Source organism: Micromonospora zamorensis, from assembly GCF_900090275.1.
In the GTDB taxonomy this organism is placed as follows: Bacteria; Actinomycetota; Actinomycetes; order Mycobacteriales; family Micromonosporaceae; genus Micromonospora; species Micromonospora zamorensis.
The window spans coordinates 4,121,228-4,140,137 of the sequence record NZ_LT607755.1; the positions used below are offsets into that span (position 1 = coordinate 4,121,228).

The following is an 18,910-nucleotide window of genomic DNA, read 5'->3' on the forward strand; positions in this document are numbered from 1 at the left end:
GAAAAGAGCGGGCGCGGTAGCTATCGTGTAACCCGGGGTGACCAAGGGGGAGCGACCGTGCAGCAGTTGCTGATCGCGGGTCGGTACCGGCTGCTCGACCTGGTCGGCACCGGCGGGATGGGCCGGGTGTGGCTTGCTCGCGATGAGATGCTGCATCGCGACGTGGCGGTGAAGGAGGTCGTGCCGCCGTCCTGGCTGGCCGAGGCCGAGCGCGAGGAGCTGCGACTGCGGACACTGCGCGAGGCTCGCACCGCCGCGCGGCTCAACCACCCCAACGTGGTCCGCATCTACGACGTGGTGCACGACCGGGAGAGCCCCTGGATCGTGATGGAGTACGTGCAGTCCCGGTCGGTGCAGCAGATCATCAGCGCCGAGGGGCCGCTGAGCCCGCAGCGCACCGCTCTTGTCGGGTTGGCGGTGCTGGCCGCGTTGCGGGCCGCGCACACCGCCGGGGTGCTGCACCGCGACGTGAAGCCGCACAACGTGCTGGTGGCCGACGACGGCCGGGTGGTGCTCACCGACTTCGGGCTGGCCACCTTCGACGGTGGTGAGGGTGCGATGACCGGGCCGGGCACCGTGCTCGGCTCACCGCAGTTCGTCGCCCCCGAGCGGGCCCGCGAAGGGGTGTCGGATCCACGCACCGACCTGTGGTCGTTGGGCGCGACGCTCTACGCGACGGTTGAGGGCCAGTCCCCGTACGCCCGGTCGAGCGCGATGGCGACGCTCAGCGCGCTGGCCACCGAGCCGCCGGACCCGATGCGGCGGGCCGGGCCGCTGCGCCCCGTGCTCCTCGGCCTGCTGCAACGCGACCCCTGGCGACGGTTGACCGCCGCGGAGGCGGAGCCGCTGCTGCGGCAGGCGGCCGCGGAGCCCGACCAGCCGGCCGCGCCGCCGATGTCCTCGGCGGTGGCGGCGCTGCGGAGCGCGAGCCGTACCAGATCGCCCGCTCCGGTGGACACGGCCGGTGCGCCCGACCACCCGCCGACGTCGGCCGGTCGGCCGGCGAGCCGCCCCCGCAGACGCCGACGACGCCTGATCGCTCTCGGCGGCGCGGCCACCGCTCTCCTCGTCGCCAGCGGCGTCACCGTGGGTCTGGTCTACCGCAACGACGAGCGGACGCCACCGTCCGGTGCCGGTGGGGGCGCGTCGAGCGCCCGGCCGGCCGCGTTCGCCTGCGCGACACCACCGCCACCGCCGCCGACGTCCACTCCGGTGGCGTCGGTCGCGCCGCCGACCGAGGCACGGTACCGGCTACGCGACGGCTGGACCTGGCACGACGACCCGACCGGCTTCCGGATCGCCGCGCCGGTGGGCTGGGCGCGCTGGACGGAGGGGTCGGTGACCTGCTTCCGGGAGACGGGCGGGGCCCGGGTGCTCAGCGTCGAGTCCGGGCCGGTGCGGGCCGACCCGGTGGCGTACTGGAAGGCCGAGGAGGCGCGACTCGCCACCGGTGACGGGCTGCTCCCCGGCTATCGCAAGGTGGACATTTCCGCGATGGACATCTTCGAGGGTGGCGCCGTCTGGGAGTGCGGCTGGGAGAACGCCGCAGGCGAACAGGTGCACAGTTTCCGGTTGCTGGCCAACACCTCGGCCGAGCGTTCCTACACCGTCTCGTGGTTGACAAAAGAGTTCGACTGGCAGGTCAACGCGGCATACTTGCCGATGATCCGGCAGAGCTTCACCCCCGCTCTCTGACAGCGTCCGATGTGGACCTTCCGGGTGATGCCCCTGCGACGCCGAGGCTGACTACAGTGGCGTAGTTTTGGGCGCTCAAGATCCCTGGGGAGGGTGAGCCGAGATGATGGGACCACAGCACGCGCTGTCCGGCGCGGCGGTGTGGTTGGCGGGGTCCTGGGCACTGGACCAGTTCGCCGACTACCACCAGTCGCCGCTCGCGTTGGCGGTGGGCACCGCTGTGTGTGCCGGCGGCGCGCTCTTTCCCGACCTCGACATGTCGGGCAAGGTGACCAGGAACCAGGGTGGGGCCACCGTGGCCCGCACCTTCGGGGTCTTCTCGCTCTTCGCCGCCGAGGTGATGGAGAAGATCTCGCTCGGGGTCTACTACGCCACGAAGCTCAGCAGGGACCCGCGTCGCAACAACGGGCACCGGACGCTGACCCACACCCTGCCGTTCACAGTGCTGGTCGGCTGGGGCACCACAGCGCTCTGCGCCGCGTACGGCAAGTGGGCGGTCATCACCATCCTGTTCTTCATGTTCGGCCTGGCGCTGCGCGGGCTGTTCGACGAGTGGGCGGAACGCGCCGGCTGGGTGATCATCACCCTCGCGTCGGCCGGGGCGGCCTGGTTCACCTTCGCCAACCTGCCGGGCGGTCGCGGCTATCCGCTGATCGGCACGGCCCTGGGGGTGGGCTGCTTCGTGCACATCCTCGGCGACATGATCACCCGGGCCGGCGTGCCGATCCTCTGGCCGATCCCGATCAAACGGCGGATGTGGATGATGATCGGCCTGCCGAACAGCATCGCCCTGCGGGTCGGCAGCAAGGCCGAGGTGGTCGGGATGCGCCTCGCCCTGACCGCCGTCTCGGCGCTCGCGACCGTCGGCCTGATCGCGCCCTCGGTGCTGAGCCGGTTCGACATCGAGATATGACCGATCCGGCACCGGAGCCGCCGCCAGCCGCCGACGCGCGGGTGCCGGCATTCTGGCGCGGACTGGGCCTGCCCGGCCTGGCCGACGTGCACGTGCACTTCCTACCGCCGCGCCTGCTGCGCAGGATCTGGGCGTACTTCGACGCGGCCGGCCCACTGGTCGGCACCGAGTGGCCGATCCGGTACCGGTGGAGCGACGCCGAGCGGGTCGCGTACCTGCAGCGTCTGGGCGTGCGGGCGTTCAGCGCCCTGGCGTACGCCCACCGGCCGGGCATGGCCGCGGACCTCAACCGGTGGTCGCTGGACTTCGCCCGGGTCACCCCGGGCTGCCTGCCCTCGGCCACCTTCTTCCCCGAACCGGACGCGCCCGGTTACGTCGAGGCGGCGCTGGCCGACGGGGCCCGCGTGTTCAAGGTGCACGTCCAGGTCGGCGGCTTCTCGCCGACGGATCCGGCGCTGGACCAGGTGTGGGGGATGCTGTCCGACGCGGGTGTGCCGGTGGTCGTGCACGCCGGGCACGCACCCGTGGGCACCGCGCACACCGGCCCGGAGCAGTTCGGCGAGCTGCTGGCCCGCCATCCTCGGCTGACCGCCGTGGTGGCACACCTCGGCGCCCCGGACTATCGGGCGTTCCTGGATCTCGCGGAGGCGTACGAGCGGGTCCGGCTGGACACCACGATGGCCTTCACGCCCTTCTTCGACCAGTTCGTCCCCTTCCCCGACGACGAGCTGCCCCGGCTGCGCGAGTTGGGACTGTCCGGCAAGGTGCTGCTGGGCAGCGACTTCCCCAACATCCCCTACCCGTACGCCGACCAGCTCACCGGGTTGGCCCGGCTCGACCTGGGCGACGACTGGTTGCGCGCGGTCTGCTGGAACAACGCGGCCGCGATGTTCGACCTGACCTGACCTGACCCGCCGCGCCGTCCCCCCGCCGCACCGCACCCTCCGCACCCCGCACCCCGCACCCCGCACCCCGCACCCCGCACCCCGCACCCCGCACCCCGCACCAAGATCCGAGCAACTTCCCGGATGTTGCTGCCTCCGGCTCGCGCGAGGCAGCAACATCCCTGATGTTGCTCGGATCTTGCGCACCGGATCACGACGCGGGCAGTCTGCGGGGCACCTCGGGCGGCACCTGACTTCTTTTCGACATCGGCTATTGACGTCGCCGTAACAGGTGGCCTAGCGTCCTGTCGAACCGCTTAGTCGAAGCGTTTCGACGCTGAATTGGGAGCGATCCCAACCCCCCGGCCGGAGGAGGTAACGCGATGGCCACCATGCACGACGTCGCCCGCCTCGCGCAGGTCTCGGTCAGCACCGTCTCGTACGTGCTCACCGGCACCCGGCCGATCTCGCAGGCCACCCGCAACAAGGTGCTCGCGGCGATGGCCGAGCTCGACTACCAGCCCAACGCGATGGCCCGCGGTCTGGCCAGCAGGCGCAGCCGGATCCTCGGCCTGCTGATGCCGATGGACGAACGCGGGCTCGGCGCCACCGAAACGGCCTTCGTCACCGGTGCCGCCGCGGCGGCCAGCGCCGCCGGCTATCACCTGGTCCTCTCGCCGGTCGGCGGGGGTGACCCCGGCGAGCTGCGGCGACTGGCCAGCCAGCGGATGCTCGACGGCGTCGTGCTGATGGAGGTCCAGCTGGCCGACGAGCGGGTCACAGTGCTTCAGGAGGCCGGCGTGCCACTGGTGTTGATCGGCCGCACCGGTGACACCAGCACGCTCTCGTACGTCGACATCGACTTCGACCAGACCGTCCGGGATGCCGTCGCGCACCTGGTCGGCCTCGGGCACCGGCAGATCGTCTACGTCAACCACTCGGCCGCGACGCTGGCCAGCGGCTACGGGCCCGCGCTGCGTACCCGTGACGCCTTTGCCGCGGCCATGACCGGGCACGGCCTGGAGCCGGTCATGATCGCGGCCGAGGACAGCGCCGCCGGCGGGCGCGCGGCCCTGGCCGCCGCGTTCGCGCAGGCCCCGGAGCTGACCGCCGTGCTGGCCATGAACGAGACCGCGATCTTCGGCATCCTCGGTGAGCTGAGCGGCCGCGGGCTGTCGGTGCCCGACGACGTCTCCGTCGTCTCGATGGTCACCTCGCCGCAGGTCGCCGAGTTGGCCACCCCGGCGCTGACGGCGATGACCTCACCCGGCTCGGCGATCGGTCGGATCGCGATCGAGGCGCTGACGCGCCACCTGGATGACCCCGGCGACCACCGTCACCAGCAACTGCTGCCCTGCGCGTTGGAGATCCGGGGCTCGACCGCCGCACCACGAAGCCGCCAACCCATGGGGGCTGACCAGTAGGAACAGCCCGCCGCCGCGCTGCAACGCGACGACGGGCCCAGTGAAGTACCGGCTAGATACTCGACGAGGAGGATCGTAATGCAGCGATTCCGCCGGCTCGTCGCCGCGATCGCCATAGCGGCGACCGCGACGACCGCCATGGCCGCCTGCGGCGGTGACGACAACGGGGACGACAGCGACGCCAAGACCCTCAAGCTCTGGCACTACGAGAGCGAGAACAGCGCCATGGGGGTCGGCTGGAACCGGGCCATCGAGCTGTTCAAAGCCGAGCACCCGGGCGTCGAGGTGCGCTTCGAGCGCAAGGCGTTCGAGCAGATCCAGCAGAACGCGGGCATGATCATCAACTCGTCCGAAGGCCCGGACATCATGGAGTACAACAAGGGCAACGCGACCGCCGGCCTGCTCTCCTCGCAGGGCCTGCTCACCGATCTGAGCACCGAGGCCGACAAGCGCGGCTGGGCCGGCAAGCTCAGCCCCAGCCTGCAGACCACCGCCCGCTACAGCGACAAGGGCGTGATGGGGTCGGGCAAGTGGTTCGGCGTGCCGAACTACGGCGAGTACGTCACGGTCTACTACAACAAGGACCTGTTCCAGAGCAACGGCGTCAAGGTGCCGACCAGCATGGCCGAGATGACCGCCGCGATGGACACCTTCGTCGGCAAGGGCGTCACCCCGCTGGGCATGGCCGGCGCCGAATACCCGGCCGGGCAGCTCTTCTACCAGCTCGCCCTGTCCAAGGGCGACCGGCAGTTCGTCGACAACTACCAGCTCTACAAGAACCCGGTCGACTTCAAGGCCGACCCGCTCAAGTACGGCGCGGACACCTTCGCCGACTGGGTGCGCAAGGGCTACGTCGCGAAGAACTCGGCCAGCCTCAAGGCCGAGGACATGGGCACCGCCTTCATCGGCGGCAAGGTTCCGATGATCGTGTCGGGTAGCTGGTGGTACGGCCGGTTCAAGGCCGAGATGAAGGCCAACTGGGACACCTTCCTCTTCCCCGGCAACACCCTTCAGGCCGGCTCCTCCGGCAACCTCTGGGTGGTGCCGGAGAACAGCAAGGCCAAGAGTCTGGCGTACGACTTCATCGACATCACCCTGCGTCCGGAGATCCAGGACCTGATCGGCAACAACGGTGGTGTTCCCGTCGCCGCCGACGCCTCGAAGATCACCGACCCGAAGGACCGCAAGCTGATCGAGGACTTCAACACGGTCAGCAAGTCCGACGGGCTCGCGTTCTACCCGGACTGGCCGGTCCCCGGCTACTACGACGTCCTGGTCTCCGGCTTCCAGGGCCTGATCAACGGCTCGAAGTCGCCCGACCAGGTCCTCGACACGATCGCCAAGCCGTACGCCGATGGCGTCAAGGAGATCACCGGCAAGTGACACGGCGAGCGGCGGGCGCGACCGGCACAACCCACGCGCCCGCCCGCCCCGCCGGGAAGGATCTTCCATGGCAGTCTCCGAGACCCTCGCCACCACCCAACCGGCGGCGGCCCCGACCCCACCGCCACCCGGCCGCAGACGCCGCGGCCGCGACGCGGCGTACTGGCTCTACCTGCTCCCCGGAGCGGTGCTCTTCCTCCTGGTCATCGGTGCACCGCTGGTCGGCACGCTCTACCTGTCGCTGACCAAGTGGTCCGGCATCGGCGACCCCCGCTGGGTCGGCCTGGACAACTACCAGCAACTGCTGCACGACGACGTGTTCTGGGCGTCGTTCCGCAACACCGTCTGGATGATCGTCGCGATGGTGGTGGTGCCCACAGTGCTCGGGCTGCTGCTCGCCGCGGTGCTCTTCGACGTCATCGGCCGCCGGTTCAAGCCGCGCACCGCCGCCGCGCTGCGGGCCGCCTTCTACCTTCCGCAGGTGCTGCCCGTCGTGGTGGCCGGCATCGTCTGGGGCTGGATCCTCCGCCCCGACGGCGCGTTCAACAGCCTGCTCGACGCGGTGGGTCTCGGCGCGCTCCGCCACGACTGGCTCGGCGACCCGGGCACGGCCCTGCCGGCCGTGATGGCGGTGATGATCTGGGTGCAGATCGGCTACCCGGTGGTCGTCTTCATGGCGGCGCTTCAACGGGTCGACCCCGAGTTGTACGAGGCGGCCGAGGTCGACGGCGCGAACTGGCTGCACCGGTTCCGGGCGATCACCCTCCCGCAGATCCGGCCGGAAACCTTCGTGGTGGCACTGACCTGCACCATCGCCGCGCTGAAGGTGTTCGGGCCGATCTTCGCCCTGACCCGGGGTGGTCCGGACAACGCCACCAACGTCCCGTCGTACTTCGCCTACTACACGTTCTTCAAGAAACTGCAGGTCGGTTACGGCTCCGCGATCTCCACGGTGCTGACGCTGATCATCGTTGTGGTGGCCGTGGTCTTCATCTGGATGCAGGCCCGCAGCGAGCGCCGGGACCGGGGGTTCTGAGATGGCCGTGACGATCACTGGAGCCCCCGCGCCGGTCCGCCGGCCCGTACCCGACCGCCACCACCGGGGCGTCAGCCGCTGGGTGGTGCTCGCCCTGGTCATCCTCGGCGCGCTGGTCATGCTGGTGCCGTTCGCGTTCATGCTGCTCAACGCGTTCAAGTCGCCCGGTGACTACTCGTCGGGCGGGCCGCTGAGCTGGCCGAGCGAGTTCTACACCAAGGGTCTGCGCACGTACTGGACCGAGGTTAACTTCCCGCTCAAGCTCTGGAACTCGGCGCTCATCGCCGGTTCGGTGGCGGTGCTCGGCGTCGCCGTGTCACTGCTCAACGCGTACGCCCTGGGCATCGGTCGGGTCCGCGGTCGGCTCTGGATCGTCGGGTTGTTCCTGCTGGCCAACATGCTGCCGCAGGAGGCCCTGATCTACCCGCTGTACTACGTGGCCAAGGAGGTCGGGCTCTACAACACCCGACTCGCGGTGATCATCATCTTCACCGTCATCCAGAGCGCGTTCGGCACCTACCTGCTCGCCTCGGTGATGGGCACGTTCCCGCGCTCACTGCTGGAGGCCGCCGCGCTGGACGGCGCCGGCAAGTGGACGGTGCTGTGGCGGGTGGTCTTCCCCAACCTGCGGCCCACCCTCGCGGTGCTGCTCATCTTCTTCTTCATCTGGACCTGGAACGAGTTCCTCATCCCGCTGGTCATGCTGATCGACAACCAGACGCAGACCATCCCGGTCGCGCTCGCGTCGTTGCAGGGCGACCGGCTGATGGACGCTCCGACCACCAACGCCGGCGCGCTGATCAGCCTCGTGCCGGCCATCCTCTTCTTCCTCATCTTCCAGCGCACCCTTGCGCGCGGCATCACGGCAGGAGCCGAGAAGTGAAGTTCACCGACGGGTACTGGCAGCTGCGCCCCGGCGTCAGCGTCCTGCGCCCCGGCGTCGTGGAGTCGGTCGAGCCGGACGAGCGTGGCTTCACCGTCTTCGCACCGACCGGCCAGATCAACGGACGCGGCGACACCCTCAACCGGCCCCTGGTCACCGTCCGGTTCTCCTCCCCCGCCCCCGGCGTCATCGGGGTGACCATCACCCACCACACCGGCGGGCTGCCCCGAGAACCGCACTTCGGGCTGAGCACCGGCGACACGCACCCGGTCACCGTCGACGTCACCGGGATCAGCGCGACGCTGACCACCGGTGAGCTGACCGCGCGGGTCGCGCTCGTCGACGGGTGGCGGGTCGACTTCCTGCACGGCGACCGGCTGGTCACCGCGTCCACCGGGCGCAGCATCGGCGTCGTCACCGACGCCGAGGGCCGCCGGCACGTGCACGAACGGCTCGCGCTGGGGGTCGGCGAGACGGTGTACGGGTTGGGCGAGCGCTTCGGCCCGTTCGTGAAGAACGGGCAGACCGTCGACATCTGGAACGCCGACGGTGGCACCGCCAGTGAGCAGGCGTACAAGAACGTGCCGTTCTATCTCAGCAGCGCCGGTTACGGCGTTTTCGTGGATCACCCGGAGCACGTGTCGTTCGAGGTCGGCTCCGAGGTCGTCACGCAGACCCAGTTCAGTGTCGAGGGGCAGTCGCTCACCTACTACGTCATCGACGGGCCCAGCCCGAAGGACGTGCTGCGCCGCTACACCGCGCTCACCGGCCGACCGGCCCGGATCCCCGCCTGGTCGTACGGGTTGTGGCTGTCCACGTCGTTCACCACGGCGTACGACGAGAAGACCGTCACCGAGTTCGTCGACGGGATGGCCGAGCGCGGGCTGCCGCTGTCGGTGTTCCACTTCGACTGCTTCTGGATGCGCCAGTTCCACTGGGTCGACTTCGTGTGGGACCCGGAGACCTTCCCCGACCCGGAGGGGATGCTGCGTCGGCTGCACGAGCGTGACCTGAAGGTGTGCGTCTGGATCAACCCGTACATCGCGCAGCGTTCGTACCTCTTCGAGGAGGGCCGCGAGGCCGGTTATCTGGTGCGCAACCCCGACGGTTCGGTCTGGCAGTGGGACAAGTGGCAGGCCGGCATGGCGCTTGTCGACTTCACCAACCCGGACGCGGTCCGCTGGTTCACCGGCAAGCTCAAGGCGCTGCTCGACATGGGCGTCGACTGTTTCAAGACCGACTTCGGTGAGCGCATCCCGACCGACGTGGTGTGGCACGACGGTTCGGATCCGCAGCGGATGCACAACTACTACTCGTACCTCTACAACAAGGCGGTCTTTGAGCTGCTGGAGGCCGAGCGGGGCAAGGGCGACGCGGTCCTGTTCGCCCGCTCGGCCACCACCGGCGGGCAGCAGTTCCCGGTGCACTGGGGCGGTGACTGCGAGTCGACGTTCGCCGCGATGGCCGAGTCGCTGCGCGGAGGGCTGTCCCTGGCCGCTTCCGGCTTCGGCTACTGGAGCCACGACATCGGCGGCTTCGAGGGCACTCCCGACCCGGTGGTGTTCAAGCGGTGGGTCGCGTTCGGTCTGCTCTCCTCGCACTCCCGGTTGCACGGCTCAGGGTCGTACCGGGTGCCGTGGGCGTTCGACGACGAGGCCGTCGACGTGCTGCGGCACTTCACCCAGCTCAAGCTCCGCCTGATGCCGTACCTGGCGGCCGCCGCCCAGGAGGCGCACCGCGACGGGACGCCGATGATGCGGCCGATGGTCGTGGAGTTCCCGGACGACCCCGCCACGACGCACCTGGACCGGCAGTACATGCTCGGCCCGGACGTGCTGGTCGCCCCGGTATTCAGCGCCGACGGTGACGTCACCTACTACGTGCCCGCCGGCACCTGGACACACCTGGTCAGCGGCGCGCAGGTCACCGGCCCGGCGTGGGTCACCGAGAAGCACGGGTTCGACAGCCTGCCGGTGCTGGCCCGGCCCGGCGCGGTCATCCCGTTCGGCTCCCGTGACGACCGACCGGACTACGAGTGGGCCGACGATGTGCGCCTGCGGCTGTACGCACCGGCCGAGGGGCAGCGGACCCGCGTACGGGTACCGTCACCCGGGGACGGGCCGGGCGCCGAGTTCGACGTGCGCTACGAGGACGGAACGGCCAGTGCCGCACTGGTCGCCGGCACCTCGACGGGCTACATCTGCGAGATCCAGGGGACTGAACGATGACGCGACACCACTTCCCGGAGAGCTTCGTCTGGGGTTCGGCGACGGCCGCGTACCAGATCGAGGGCGCGGCCACCGAGGACGGGCGAGGGCCGTCAATCTGGGACACCTACAGCCACACACCCGGTCGTACGCTCAACGGCGACACCGGCGACGTGGCCGCCGACCACTACCACCGGTGGGCCGACGACCTCGGGCACATCGCCGACCTGGGCCTCAGCGCGTACCGGTTCTCCATCTCCTGGCCACGGGTGCAGCCCGGTGGCTCGGGCCGGTTCAACCAGGCGGGCATCGACTTCTACTCGCGGCTGGTCGACGGGCTGCTGGAGCGGGGCGTCCGCCCGGTGGCGACGATGTACCACTGGGACCTGCCGCAGGAGCTGGAGGACGCCGGCGGCTGGGCGACGCGGGAGACCGCGCTGCGCTTCCAGGAGTACGCGGCGGGCATCGTCGGTGCGCTGGGCGACCGGGTGCACACCTGGACGACGCTCAACGAGCCCTGGTGCTCGGCCTACCTGGGCTACGCCTCCGGCGTGCACGCGCCGGGTCGGACCGAGCCGGCGGCGGCGCTGGCCGCAGTGCACCACCTCAACCTCGCGCACGGTCTGGCCGGTCGGGTGGTCCGGGAGCTGGCCCCGGCCGCCGAGCTGTCGGTGACGCTCAACCTGCACGTCATCCGGGGGGCGTCCGACTCCGACGAGGACTCCGACGCGGTACGGCGGATCGACGCGTTGGCCAACCGGGCGTTCCTCGGCCCGATGCTCGACGGCGCGTACCCGGCCGACCTGCTGGCCGACACCGCGTCGGTCACCGACTGGTCGTTCGTCCGCGAAGGCGACGAGAAGCTGATCGCGGTGCCGCTGGACGTGCTCGGGGTCAACTACTACTCCAGCACCCTGGTCCGGGCCTGGGACGGGGTGTCGCCCCGCTCCGACGCCGACGGGCACGGTGCGTCGACGTCGACGCCGTGGGTCGCCGCGGACAACGTCGACTTCCTGCCGCAGCCCGGCCCGTACACGGCGATGGGGTGGAACATCGACCCGCCGGCCCTGACCGAGCTGCTGCTGCGCCTGCACCAGGCGTACCCCAGCCAGCCCATGATGATCACCGAGAACGGCGCGGCGTTCGACGACGTGGTGGAGGCCGACGGGCGGATCCACGACGACCGGCGGATCGACTACCTGCGTCGGCACATCGGCGCGATGGCCGACGCCCGCGAACAGGGCGCCGACGTGCGCGGTTACTTCGTCTGGTCGTTGCTGGACAACTTCGAGTGGGGCTACGGCTACGACCGCCGCTTCGGCATCATCCGGGTCGACTACGACACCCAGGTCCGCACCTGGAAGGACAGCGCCCACTGGTACCAGCGCCTGGCCGCCACCGGAAAGCTGGACTCGGCGCAGGACTGAAGTACCCCGCCACGCCGCACCGAGCTTGCGGCCATGTCCTGACGAGCGTGATGCCTGTGAGTCATCCTGATGACTCACAGGCATCATTCCGGGAAGCCCGACATAACGCCTCCTGGACCGTCGGCTCGACCCGGAGCCGTCGGGAACGCGCTTTCGCCGATCACGGCCGGGGCAGGTCGGCGCAGAGCTTCCTCGGGAAGGCCGGCTCGGTGGTGCGGACACGTCCGCAGCCGGCCTCCGTCGAGTTGGCGATCGTTTCCCAACCGCCCTGGCCGGCCCACCGCAGAAAGTAGCGGCGCACGTTGACCGACGCGTCGCAGCCGGGCCGCGCCTCGGCACCGCAGGGCACCGGATCGAACGGCACCGTCATGACCAGCCAGGTGCCGTCGCAGCCCTCGACCGATCCGGTCGAGTGCCGGGACACGTCCATGCCGCGGACCACGACGCCGACCCACGCCTGGTCACAGTGATCCTTCGGCATCGGATCACAACCGAACGTCGGGTCGCAGCGCTGGTACCCCGCACCGTCGGGCTTCCACGGCTGCTCGTTGAGCACGACAGTCCGGCCGGCAATCGGCCCTGGCGCTGTCAACGTCACCTCGCCCGGCGTGTGGGTGGGACAGGCCCCGACCACCCCGGAGAGGCGCGAATCCTGCACCACGTTGGCGTAGATGCGGTTGTTCTCCTCGGTGAAGTAGGTGATTCGCGGATTCCGGGAGCAACCATCCGCGTCACCCAGCAGCGCCACGGTCAGCACGAGCGAGCGCGGATCCGCGCCGGCCCGGACGGCCGTGACATCAGTCTGGTAGGTGGTCCAACCGGTGTCTGCGGCCGGGCCGACCTGCACGGGCTCGTCGCCCGGCCTGGCGCAGCCGACGAGAACGGCCAGACACAGCAGGGCGGTGGTGAGTCGACGCATGCAACGAGTATCGGCAGTGGACGACCCGGCACATCCGTACGGATACTCAGTCCGCCTCAGACCCCGACCCGCTGCGGCGGGACGGTCAGGCCGTACAGCTCCATCAGCTCGGGGGTGTCGGCCCGACTGCCGTCCGCCACCGAGTCACAGGCGATGTCGACGATCTGGTCCTTGTGCGCCAGCAGGTACGGTCGGGCGCCCACGTCCGCGCTGGCGAGGGTGGCGATGCCGGGCCAGTGCCGACGGCCGAAGAGCATCGGGTAGCCGCGCAACCCGTCGTAGGTGGCGCAGACCAGCACGTCCGGGTACGGCAGCGCGGCCACCCGGCTGACCGCCGTGACGGTCAGACCCGGCATGTCGACCGGGACCACCACCACCGCCTCGATCCCCTCGTCGTCCATGGCGGCCAGGCCAGCCCGGATGGACGAGCCGACCCCGGTGCCCCACGCCTTGTTGATCACAACGGTGGCCTTGCCCAGGTCGGCGGTCTCCTGGACCTGTTCCGCGGCGGCGCCCAACACGACCACGATCTGCTCGCAGCCCGCCTCGGTCATCGTGTCGATCATCTGATTGACCAGGGGCTTGTCACCCTGGTGCAGCAGTGCCTCAGGACCACCGATCCGTCGTCCACCACCCGCCGCGATGATCATTCCTGCGATCCGGTTCAGCTGCGCCCCCTCCAGCACGGGACCGACCGTGACCGGCCCGTCCCTTCCTACGGACACTGCAACGAGGACAGCCAGCCGAGGGTGGCGGGGCGAAAAGGAGAAATAGCACAACCGTTACACGCCGGGCACCTGCCGGCACTGACACTCCGTCGGTCAGGCCGCGTCGGCGTAGCAGTCGACGATGGACAGGTCGAGCGGAAACCGCACCGGCGTCGCACCGAAGAGGAGCGCGGAGGCCCGCTCACCGGACCGGTTGACCGCCTCGGCGACCGCAGCCGCCTGATCAGCGGGAGCATGCACGACCACCTCGTCGTGCTGAAAGAAGACCAACTCGGCGTCGGTGCCGGACAACTCCGTCCGCAGCGTGGCCAGCAACGTGGAGGCCCACTCCGCGGCGGTGGCCTGGATGACGAAGTTGCGGGTGAAGCGACCTCGGGACCGGGCGGCACGGGCCCGGGGACCGCGCGGGTCGGCCGCCTCCTCCGGATCGGATGGGACATCGTCGGGATCACCGAACCCGGCCGAACCCGGCGGGCACGTCCGCCCCAGCCACGAGCGCACCAGCCCGCCCGCCTCACCGGTGCGCGCCGCCGACTCCACATAGGCGAACGCCGTCGGGTAGCTGCGCTTCAACACTGCCAACGCGGGCACCGCCGCCCCGCCGGTCTGCCCGTACATCGCCCCGAGCAGGGCCACCTTGGCCTTGGCCCGGTCACCGCCGAACGAGTCACGCGCCAGCGCGGCATAGAGGTCGCCGGCCCCGCCCGCCGCTGCCAGTCGCGCGTCGCCGGACACCGCCGCGAGCACCCGAGGCTCCAACTGGCCGGCGTCGGCGACCACCAGCCGCCAGCCCGGATCGGCCACCACCGCCCGCCGGATCACCTTCGGGATCTGCAACGCGCCACCGCCCCGAGTGGCCCAACGGCCGGAGACGACCCCACCCGGCACGTACTCCGACTGGAACCGGCCGCCCTGCACCCACTGCTCGCGCCAGGCCCAGCCGTGAGCCGTCCAGATCCGGTAGAGCTCCTTGTATTCCAGCACCAGCGGCACCGCCGGGTGGTCCACCCCGCGCAACACCCAGGCCCGGGTGTTGGGCAGCTCCACGCCGACCCGGGCGAAGGCCTTCAGCAGCTCCGCCGGGGAGTCGGCGTGCAGGCGGCGTACGCCGAGCGCGCCGGCGATCTGAGCGGCCAGCTCGGCGAGCCGTCGCGGCGGACCACCGACCGGGGACGCCTCGCCGAGCAGCTCGTGCAGGATCTCGTCGTGCACATCGGCCCGCCAGGGCAGCCCGGCCATGCCCATCTCCACAGCGATCAGCGCGCCGGCGGACTCGGCGGCCACCAGCAACCGGAACCGGCCCGGGTGCTCGGTCGTCGCGATGCGGGCAAGCTGGTCGGCGTACACCTGGGTCAGTGCCTCGATGCCCGGGCCCGACGGGCCGGGCAGGGTGTCGAAGAGCGCGCCCTGGCCGTGCCCGGGCGGCGCGGCGGCGCGCGGCGGTGGGTCGGGCGGCACCGCCGCGCCGGTCAGCCGGGCCCAGGCCGCAGCCAGCGAGCGCGGCTCGCCCCAGCGGCCCGCGTGCCCCAGCAGCAACGCCTCGGTCAGCTCCACGTCGTGACAGCGATCGACCCGGACGCCGGCGCGCAGCAGCGTCGGATAGACGGACGCGGCGCCGGACCACACCCAGCGCGGATGCTCGGCGGCCTCCCGCGCGGCGACCGCGGCGACCAGGTCGGTGACGGCCTCAGCCGGGCCGGCCGGTCGACCGACGGCATCCAGCGGGCACAGCACTCCCCCACCCCGCTCGTCGGACACCACCGCCACCAGCACGAACGTGATTCTGCCTCCCCCGTCCGACAGAAACGGAGGCGCACCTCACCCGTTTCGGGACGGTGGGGTGTCGGTGGCGCTCGGTAGCGTGACCTGGTGCCTCCGCAGATCCCTCATCCCGATCCTGGCACTCCGGACACCCGCGGACCGATGCGATACCTGTGGTGGCTCACCCGTCGCCAACCCTGGCGGGTGCTGCGCGGCAGCCTGTTCGGCACGGCCTGGATGATGGGCCTCTCGGCTCGGCCCTACCTCATCGCCCGCGCCGTCGACGACGGGTTGCGCGCCCGCGACATGCGCGCCCTGGCGCTCTGGGTCGTGGCCATCGTCGTCGCGGGACTGGGCCTGTCCTACCTGGGCATCATGCGACACCGCACGATGACCTTCATCCGGGAGGACGCCAAGGCCCGCTCGGCGGAGGTCCTGCTGCGCCACCTGTCCCGGATCGGCGCAGTGCTGCCGCGCCGGGTCGCCGCGGGCGAGGTGTCCACCATCGGTGGCTCCGACATCGACTGGACGGCGCAGGTGCTGACGCTGACCGGGCCGGGCGTCGGGGCGGTCGTCGCGTACGGGGTCATCGCCGTGGTGCTGTGGTCGATCTCCCCGATGCTCGCGCTCTGCGTGCTGGTCGGAGTGCCGGTGGTCGGGCTGGTCGTCGGGCCCCTGCTGCGCCGCCTGGAGCGGGCCGAGTCGGTCTACCGCAAACAGCAGGGAGCCCTCACCGCCCGGTCCGGCGACATCGTGGCCGGCCTGCGGGTGCTCGCCGGGGTGGGCGGCCGGGACCTGTTCGCCCGACGGTACGCGGCCAGGTCCCAGGAGCTGCGCGCCGAGGGCTACCGGGTGGGCGCGGTCTACAGCTGGATCGACGCGGCGACCGTCGCCATCCCGGGGCTGTTCCTGGCGGCGGTGGTGTGGCTGACGGCGCGGATGGCGGTGACCGGTGACGTCACGATCGGCGAACTGGTTGCCGTCTACGGCTACGTGGCGACCCTGATCGTGCCGGTCTGGTTCCTGCTGGAGGGCAGTCACCAGCTGATCCGGGGACGGGTCGCCGCCCGACGGATCGCCGACCTGCTCAACGTGACCTCGGACGACGTCGGTGGTCCGGGTCGTCGGTGGTCGGGCTCGGTGCCCGACCCTCGCCGACCGGGAGCCCCGGCCGCGCCGGCCAGTCCTGCCGACCTGCACGACCCGCTGACCGGGCTGACCGTACGCGCGGGCTGGCTGACCGGTGTGGCCGCCGACGATCCGGCGGAAGGGCTGGCGCTGGCCGACCGGCTCGGCCGGTACGTCGCCAGTGACACCACCTGGGGCGGTGTGCCGCTGACCGGGGTCGCTCTGGACGAGGTCCGTTCCCGGATCATGGTCGCCGACCACGACTCGTACCTCTTCGCCGGGACACTGCGCGACATCCTGCGCCCCCTGGCCGACGACGACGACCACCGGATCGGCGCGGCCCTGCGGGCCGCCTCCGCCGAGGACGTCGTCGACGCGCTGCCCGCCGGTCTGGACACCCCGATCGACGCCCGGGCCCGGACGCTCTCCGGTGGTCAGCGCCAACGGGTACGCCTGGCCCGGGCGCTCCTCGCCGAGCCGGAGGTGCTCATCCTCGTCGACCCGACCTCGGCGGTGGACGCGCACACCGAGGCGCGCATCGCCGAACGGCTGCGTGCAGCACGGGCCGGGCGGACGACAGTGGTGATCGCCACGTCGCCGCTGCTGCTGGGCCGGACCGACCTGGTCGCACACCTGAGCGGCGGCCGGATCACCGCCACCGGCAGCCACACCGACCTGCTCGACTCCGACGCCGGCTACCGGCACCTGGTGGCCCGTGGCAGCGACGATCCCGACATCGAGGCCGCCGACACCGAGGAGGCGTACCGGTGAACCGGCTGCCGGTGGCCGACCGCCGCACCGTACGCCAGGCGTTGCGGGACATGATCGGCCGGCACCGCCGCGCGGTCGGGATCGTGCTGGCGCTGCACAGCGCCGCCGCGGTCGCCGGGCTCGCCCCGCCGTGGCTGCTGGGCACCATCGTCGACCGGGTCACCGCGGGCGCAGGAGTGGCCACTGTGGACCGGCTGGCGCTGGCCATCGCCGGTTGCGTCCTGGTCAGCGCGTTGCTCTCCCGATACGCCCAGTACGCCGGTCACCGCTTCGGTGAACGGGCCGTCGCCGAGCTGCGCGAGGAGTTCGTCTCCCGGACTCTCGGGCTGCCGGTCTCGGTCGTCGAGCGCGCCGGCTCCGGGGACCTGGCCACCCGCAGCTCGGTCGACGTGGCGACGGTCGGCACCACCGTCCGGGACGTGGTGCCCACCATCGTCATCGCCGGGGTGCAGTTGACGTTGCTGTTCGGGGCGGTCTTCCTGCTGCATCCACTGCTCGGGCTGGCAGCGCTGGCCGGGCTCCCCTCGATCGTGACGGTGACCCGCTGGTACCTGCGCCGGGCCAGCTCCGCGTACCTTACCGAGGGCGCCGCCGCAGCCGAGCTGACCGAGACGCTGACCACCACCGCCGAGGGTGCCCGCACCGTGGAGGCGCTGCGACTGACCGACGACCGGATCCGGCACGGCACCGGCCGCATCACCCAGGTGTGGCGGGCCCGGCGGGCGACCCTCGCGCTGCGGACGGTGTTCTTCTCGATCGTCGAGGCCAGCTATCCGCTGCCGGTCGCCCTGGTCCTGCTCGTCGGCGGTTACCTGTTCTCCAGGGACATGGTCACGCTCGGCGCGGTGGTCGCCGCCGCGCTCTACCTGCAACAGGCGATCGAACCGTTGGACCGGCTGTTGCAGTGGACGGAGCAGGCGCAGCGCGGTTTCGCGTCGTACGCCCGGGTCCTCGGCGTCGGCATGGTCCCGGCGGAACCGACGGGCCGGACGGCCACGTCGCGGGGAGAGCGGCTCGTCGTACGCGGGGCCCGGTTCTCCTACTCCGGCGGCCCGGACGTGCTGCACGGCATCGACCTGGAGGTGCAGCCCGGTGAGCGGCTGGCCGTCGTCGGTCCGTCGGGCGCCGGCAAGTCCACCCTGGCCCGGCTGCTGGCCGGGATCGACGCGCCACGGCAGGGCGTCGTGAGCATCGGTGGCTGCCCGATCACCGACCTCGACCCCGCCGAGCGGCGCCGCCGCATCGCCCTGGTCACCCAGGAGCACCACGTCTTCATCGGCTCGGTGCGGGACAACCTCTCGTTCGCCGCCCCGGACGCATCGGACGAGCAGATGCGGGCCGCGCTGGTCACCGTGGGCGCGGACTGGTACGACGACCTGCCGGCGGGGTTGGACACCGCGATCGGCGACGGCGCCCGGCAGCTCGGCGCCGCGGAGGCCCAGCAGCTCGCGCTGGCCCGGTTGGTGCTCGCCGACCCGCACACGCTGATCCTGGACGAGGCGACCGCCGCGCTCGATCCGAGCACCGCCCGTCGGACCGAGCGGGCGTTGGCCGCCGTGCTGGCCGGACGGACCGTCATCGCGATCGCGCACCGGCTCAACACCGCGCACGACGCCGACCGGGTGGCGGTGCTGGCCGACGGCCGGATCACCGAGATCGGCAGCCACGATGATCTCGTGGCTGCCGACGGGGCGTACGCGGACCTGTGGCGCTCCTGGCACACGCAGGCCGACGAGCGGCTGCGGTGACCG

14 protein-coding genes are annotated in these 18,910 nt (G+C 71.1%); 11 read left to right on the plus strand and 3 right to left on the minus strand.

Annotation, left to right across the window (positions count from 1 at the left end):
• Positions 1 to 57: 57 nt before the first annotated feature.
• The 9 genes from GA0070619_RS33135 to GA0070619_RS18070 all read left to right on the plus strand — a co-directional run bounded on the left by GA0070619_RS33135 (position 58) and on the right by GA0070619_RS18070 (position 11,852).
• The gene (locus GA0070619_RS33135; RefSeq protein ID WP_231927089.1) at positions 58 to 1,695 is read left to right on the plus strand and encodes a serine/threonine-protein kinase; all 1,638 of its coding nucleotides are present in this window, start codon (positions 58 to 60) and stop codon (positions 1,693 to 1,695) included.
• A gap of 103 nt (positions 1,696 to 1,798) precedes the next feature.
• Complete coding sequence (locus GA0070619_RS18035) at positions 1,799 to 2,608, plus strand: metal-dependent hydrolase (RefSeq protein WP_088949136.1); 810 nt, start codon at positions 1,799 to 1,801, stop codon at positions 2,606 to 2,608.
• The gene (locus GA0070619_RS18040) at positions 2,605 to 3,513 is read left to right on the plus strand and encodes an amidohydrolase family protein (RefSeq protein WP_088949137.1); all 909 of its coding nucleotides are present in this window, start codon (positions 2,605 to 2,607) and stop codon (positions 3,511 to 3,513) included. Before GA0070619_RS18035 ends, GA0070619_RS18040 begins: the two co-directional genes overlap by 4 nt.
• 362 nt (positions 3,514 to 3,875) lie before the next feature.
• Positions 3,876 to 4,916 carry a LacI family DNA-binding transcriptional regulator gene (locus GA0070619_RS18045; protein WP_088949138.1) on the plus strand — a complete coding sequence of 347 codons (1,041 nt, stop codon included), beginning with the start codon at positions 3,876 to 3,878 and terminating at the stop codon, positions 4,914 to 4,916.
• Between the two features lie 78 nt (positions 4,917 to 4,994).
• Positions 4,995 to 6,299 carry an ABC transporter substrate-binding protein gene (locus GA0070619_RS18050; protein WP_088949139.1) on the plus strand — a complete coding sequence of 435 codons (1,305 nt, stop codon included), beginning with the start codon at positions 4,995 to 4,997 and terminating at the stop codon, positions 6,297 to 6,299.
• A gap of 67 nt (positions 6,300 to 6,366) precedes the next feature.
• Positions 6,367 to 7,335, plus strand: coding sequence for a carbohydrate ABC transporter permease (locus GA0070619_RS18055; protein ID WP_088949140.1), 969 nt, complete (start codon positions 6,367 to 6,369; stop codon positions 7,333 to 7,335).
• A gap of 1 nt (position 7,336) precedes the next feature.
• Positions 7,337 to 8,218: a carbohydrate ABC transporter permease gene (locus GA0070619_RS18060; protein ID WP_088949141.1), complete on the plus strand. Its 882-nt coding sequence runs from the start codon at positions 7,337 to 7,339 to the stop codon at positions 8,216 to 8,218.
• Entirely contained in the window at positions 8,215 to 10,446 is a 2,232-nt protein-coding gene (gene yicI / locus GA0070619_RS18065; RefSeq protein WP_088949142.1) for an alpha-xylosidase, read from the plus strand. The genes GA0070619_RS18060 and yicI overlap by 4 nt, the downstream gene beginning before the upstream one ends.
• Positions 10,443 to 11,852 (plus strand): GH1 family beta-glucosidase, encoded by a 1,410-nt coding sequence (locus tag GA0070619_RS18070; protein ID WP_088949143.1) that lies wholly within the window; start codon positions 10,443 to 10,445, stop codon positions 11,850 to 11,852. The genes yicI and GA0070619_RS18070 overlap by 4 nt, the downstream gene beginning before the upstream one ends.
• Before the next feature lie 160 nt (positions 11,853 to 12,012).
• On the opposite strand, the gene GA0070619_RS18075 is transcribed toward GA0070619_RS18070, so the two are convergent.
• The 3 genes from GA0070619_RS18075 to GA0070619_RS18085 all read right to left on the minus strand — a co-directional run bounded on the left by GA0070619_RS18075 (position 12,013) and on the right by GA0070619_RS18085 (position 15,272).
• A complete protein-coding gene (locus GA0070619_RS18075; RefSeq protein WP_088949144.1) occupies positions 12,013 to 12,771 on the minus strand; it encodes a hypothetical protein in 759 nt (252 codons plus the stop codon).
• Between the two features lie 56 nt (positions 12,772 to 12,827).
• The gene (locus tag GA0070619_RS18080; RefSeq protein ID WP_088951889.1) at positions 12,828 to 13,421 is read right to left on the minus strand and encodes a nucleotidyltransferase family protein; all 594 of its coding nucleotides are present in this window, start codon (positions 13,419 to 13,421) and stop codon (positions 12,828 to 12,830) included.
• Between the two features lie 171 nt (positions 13,422 to 13,592).
• Positions 13,593 to 15,272, minus strand: a complete 1,680-nt coding sequence (locus GA0070619_RS18085) for a bifunctional 3'-5' exonuclease/DNA polymerase (RefSeq protein ID WP_370453029.1) — start codon at positions 15,270 to 15,272, stop codon at positions 13,593 to 13,595.
• A 150-nt stretch (positions 15,273 to 15,422) separates the two neighbouring features.
• On the opposite strand from GA0070619_RS18085, the gene GA0070619_RS18090 reads away from it, so the two are divergent.
• Positions 15,423 to 17,159, plus strand: coding sequence for an ABC transporter transmembrane domain-containing protein (locus GA0070619_RS18090; protein WP_231927090.1), 1,737 nt, complete (start codon positions 15,423 to 15,425; stop codon positions 17,157 to 17,159).
• A gap of 50 nt (positions 17,160 to 17,209) precedes the next feature.
• Positions 17,210 to 18,907 carry an ABC transporter ATP-binding protein gene (locus GA0070619_RS18095; protein WP_231927487.1) on the plus strand — a complete coding sequence of 566 codons (1,698 nt, stop codon included), beginning with the start codon at positions 17,210 to 17,212 and terminating at the stop codon, positions 18,905 to 18,907.
• Positions 18,908 to 18,910 lie beyond the last annotated feature (3 nt).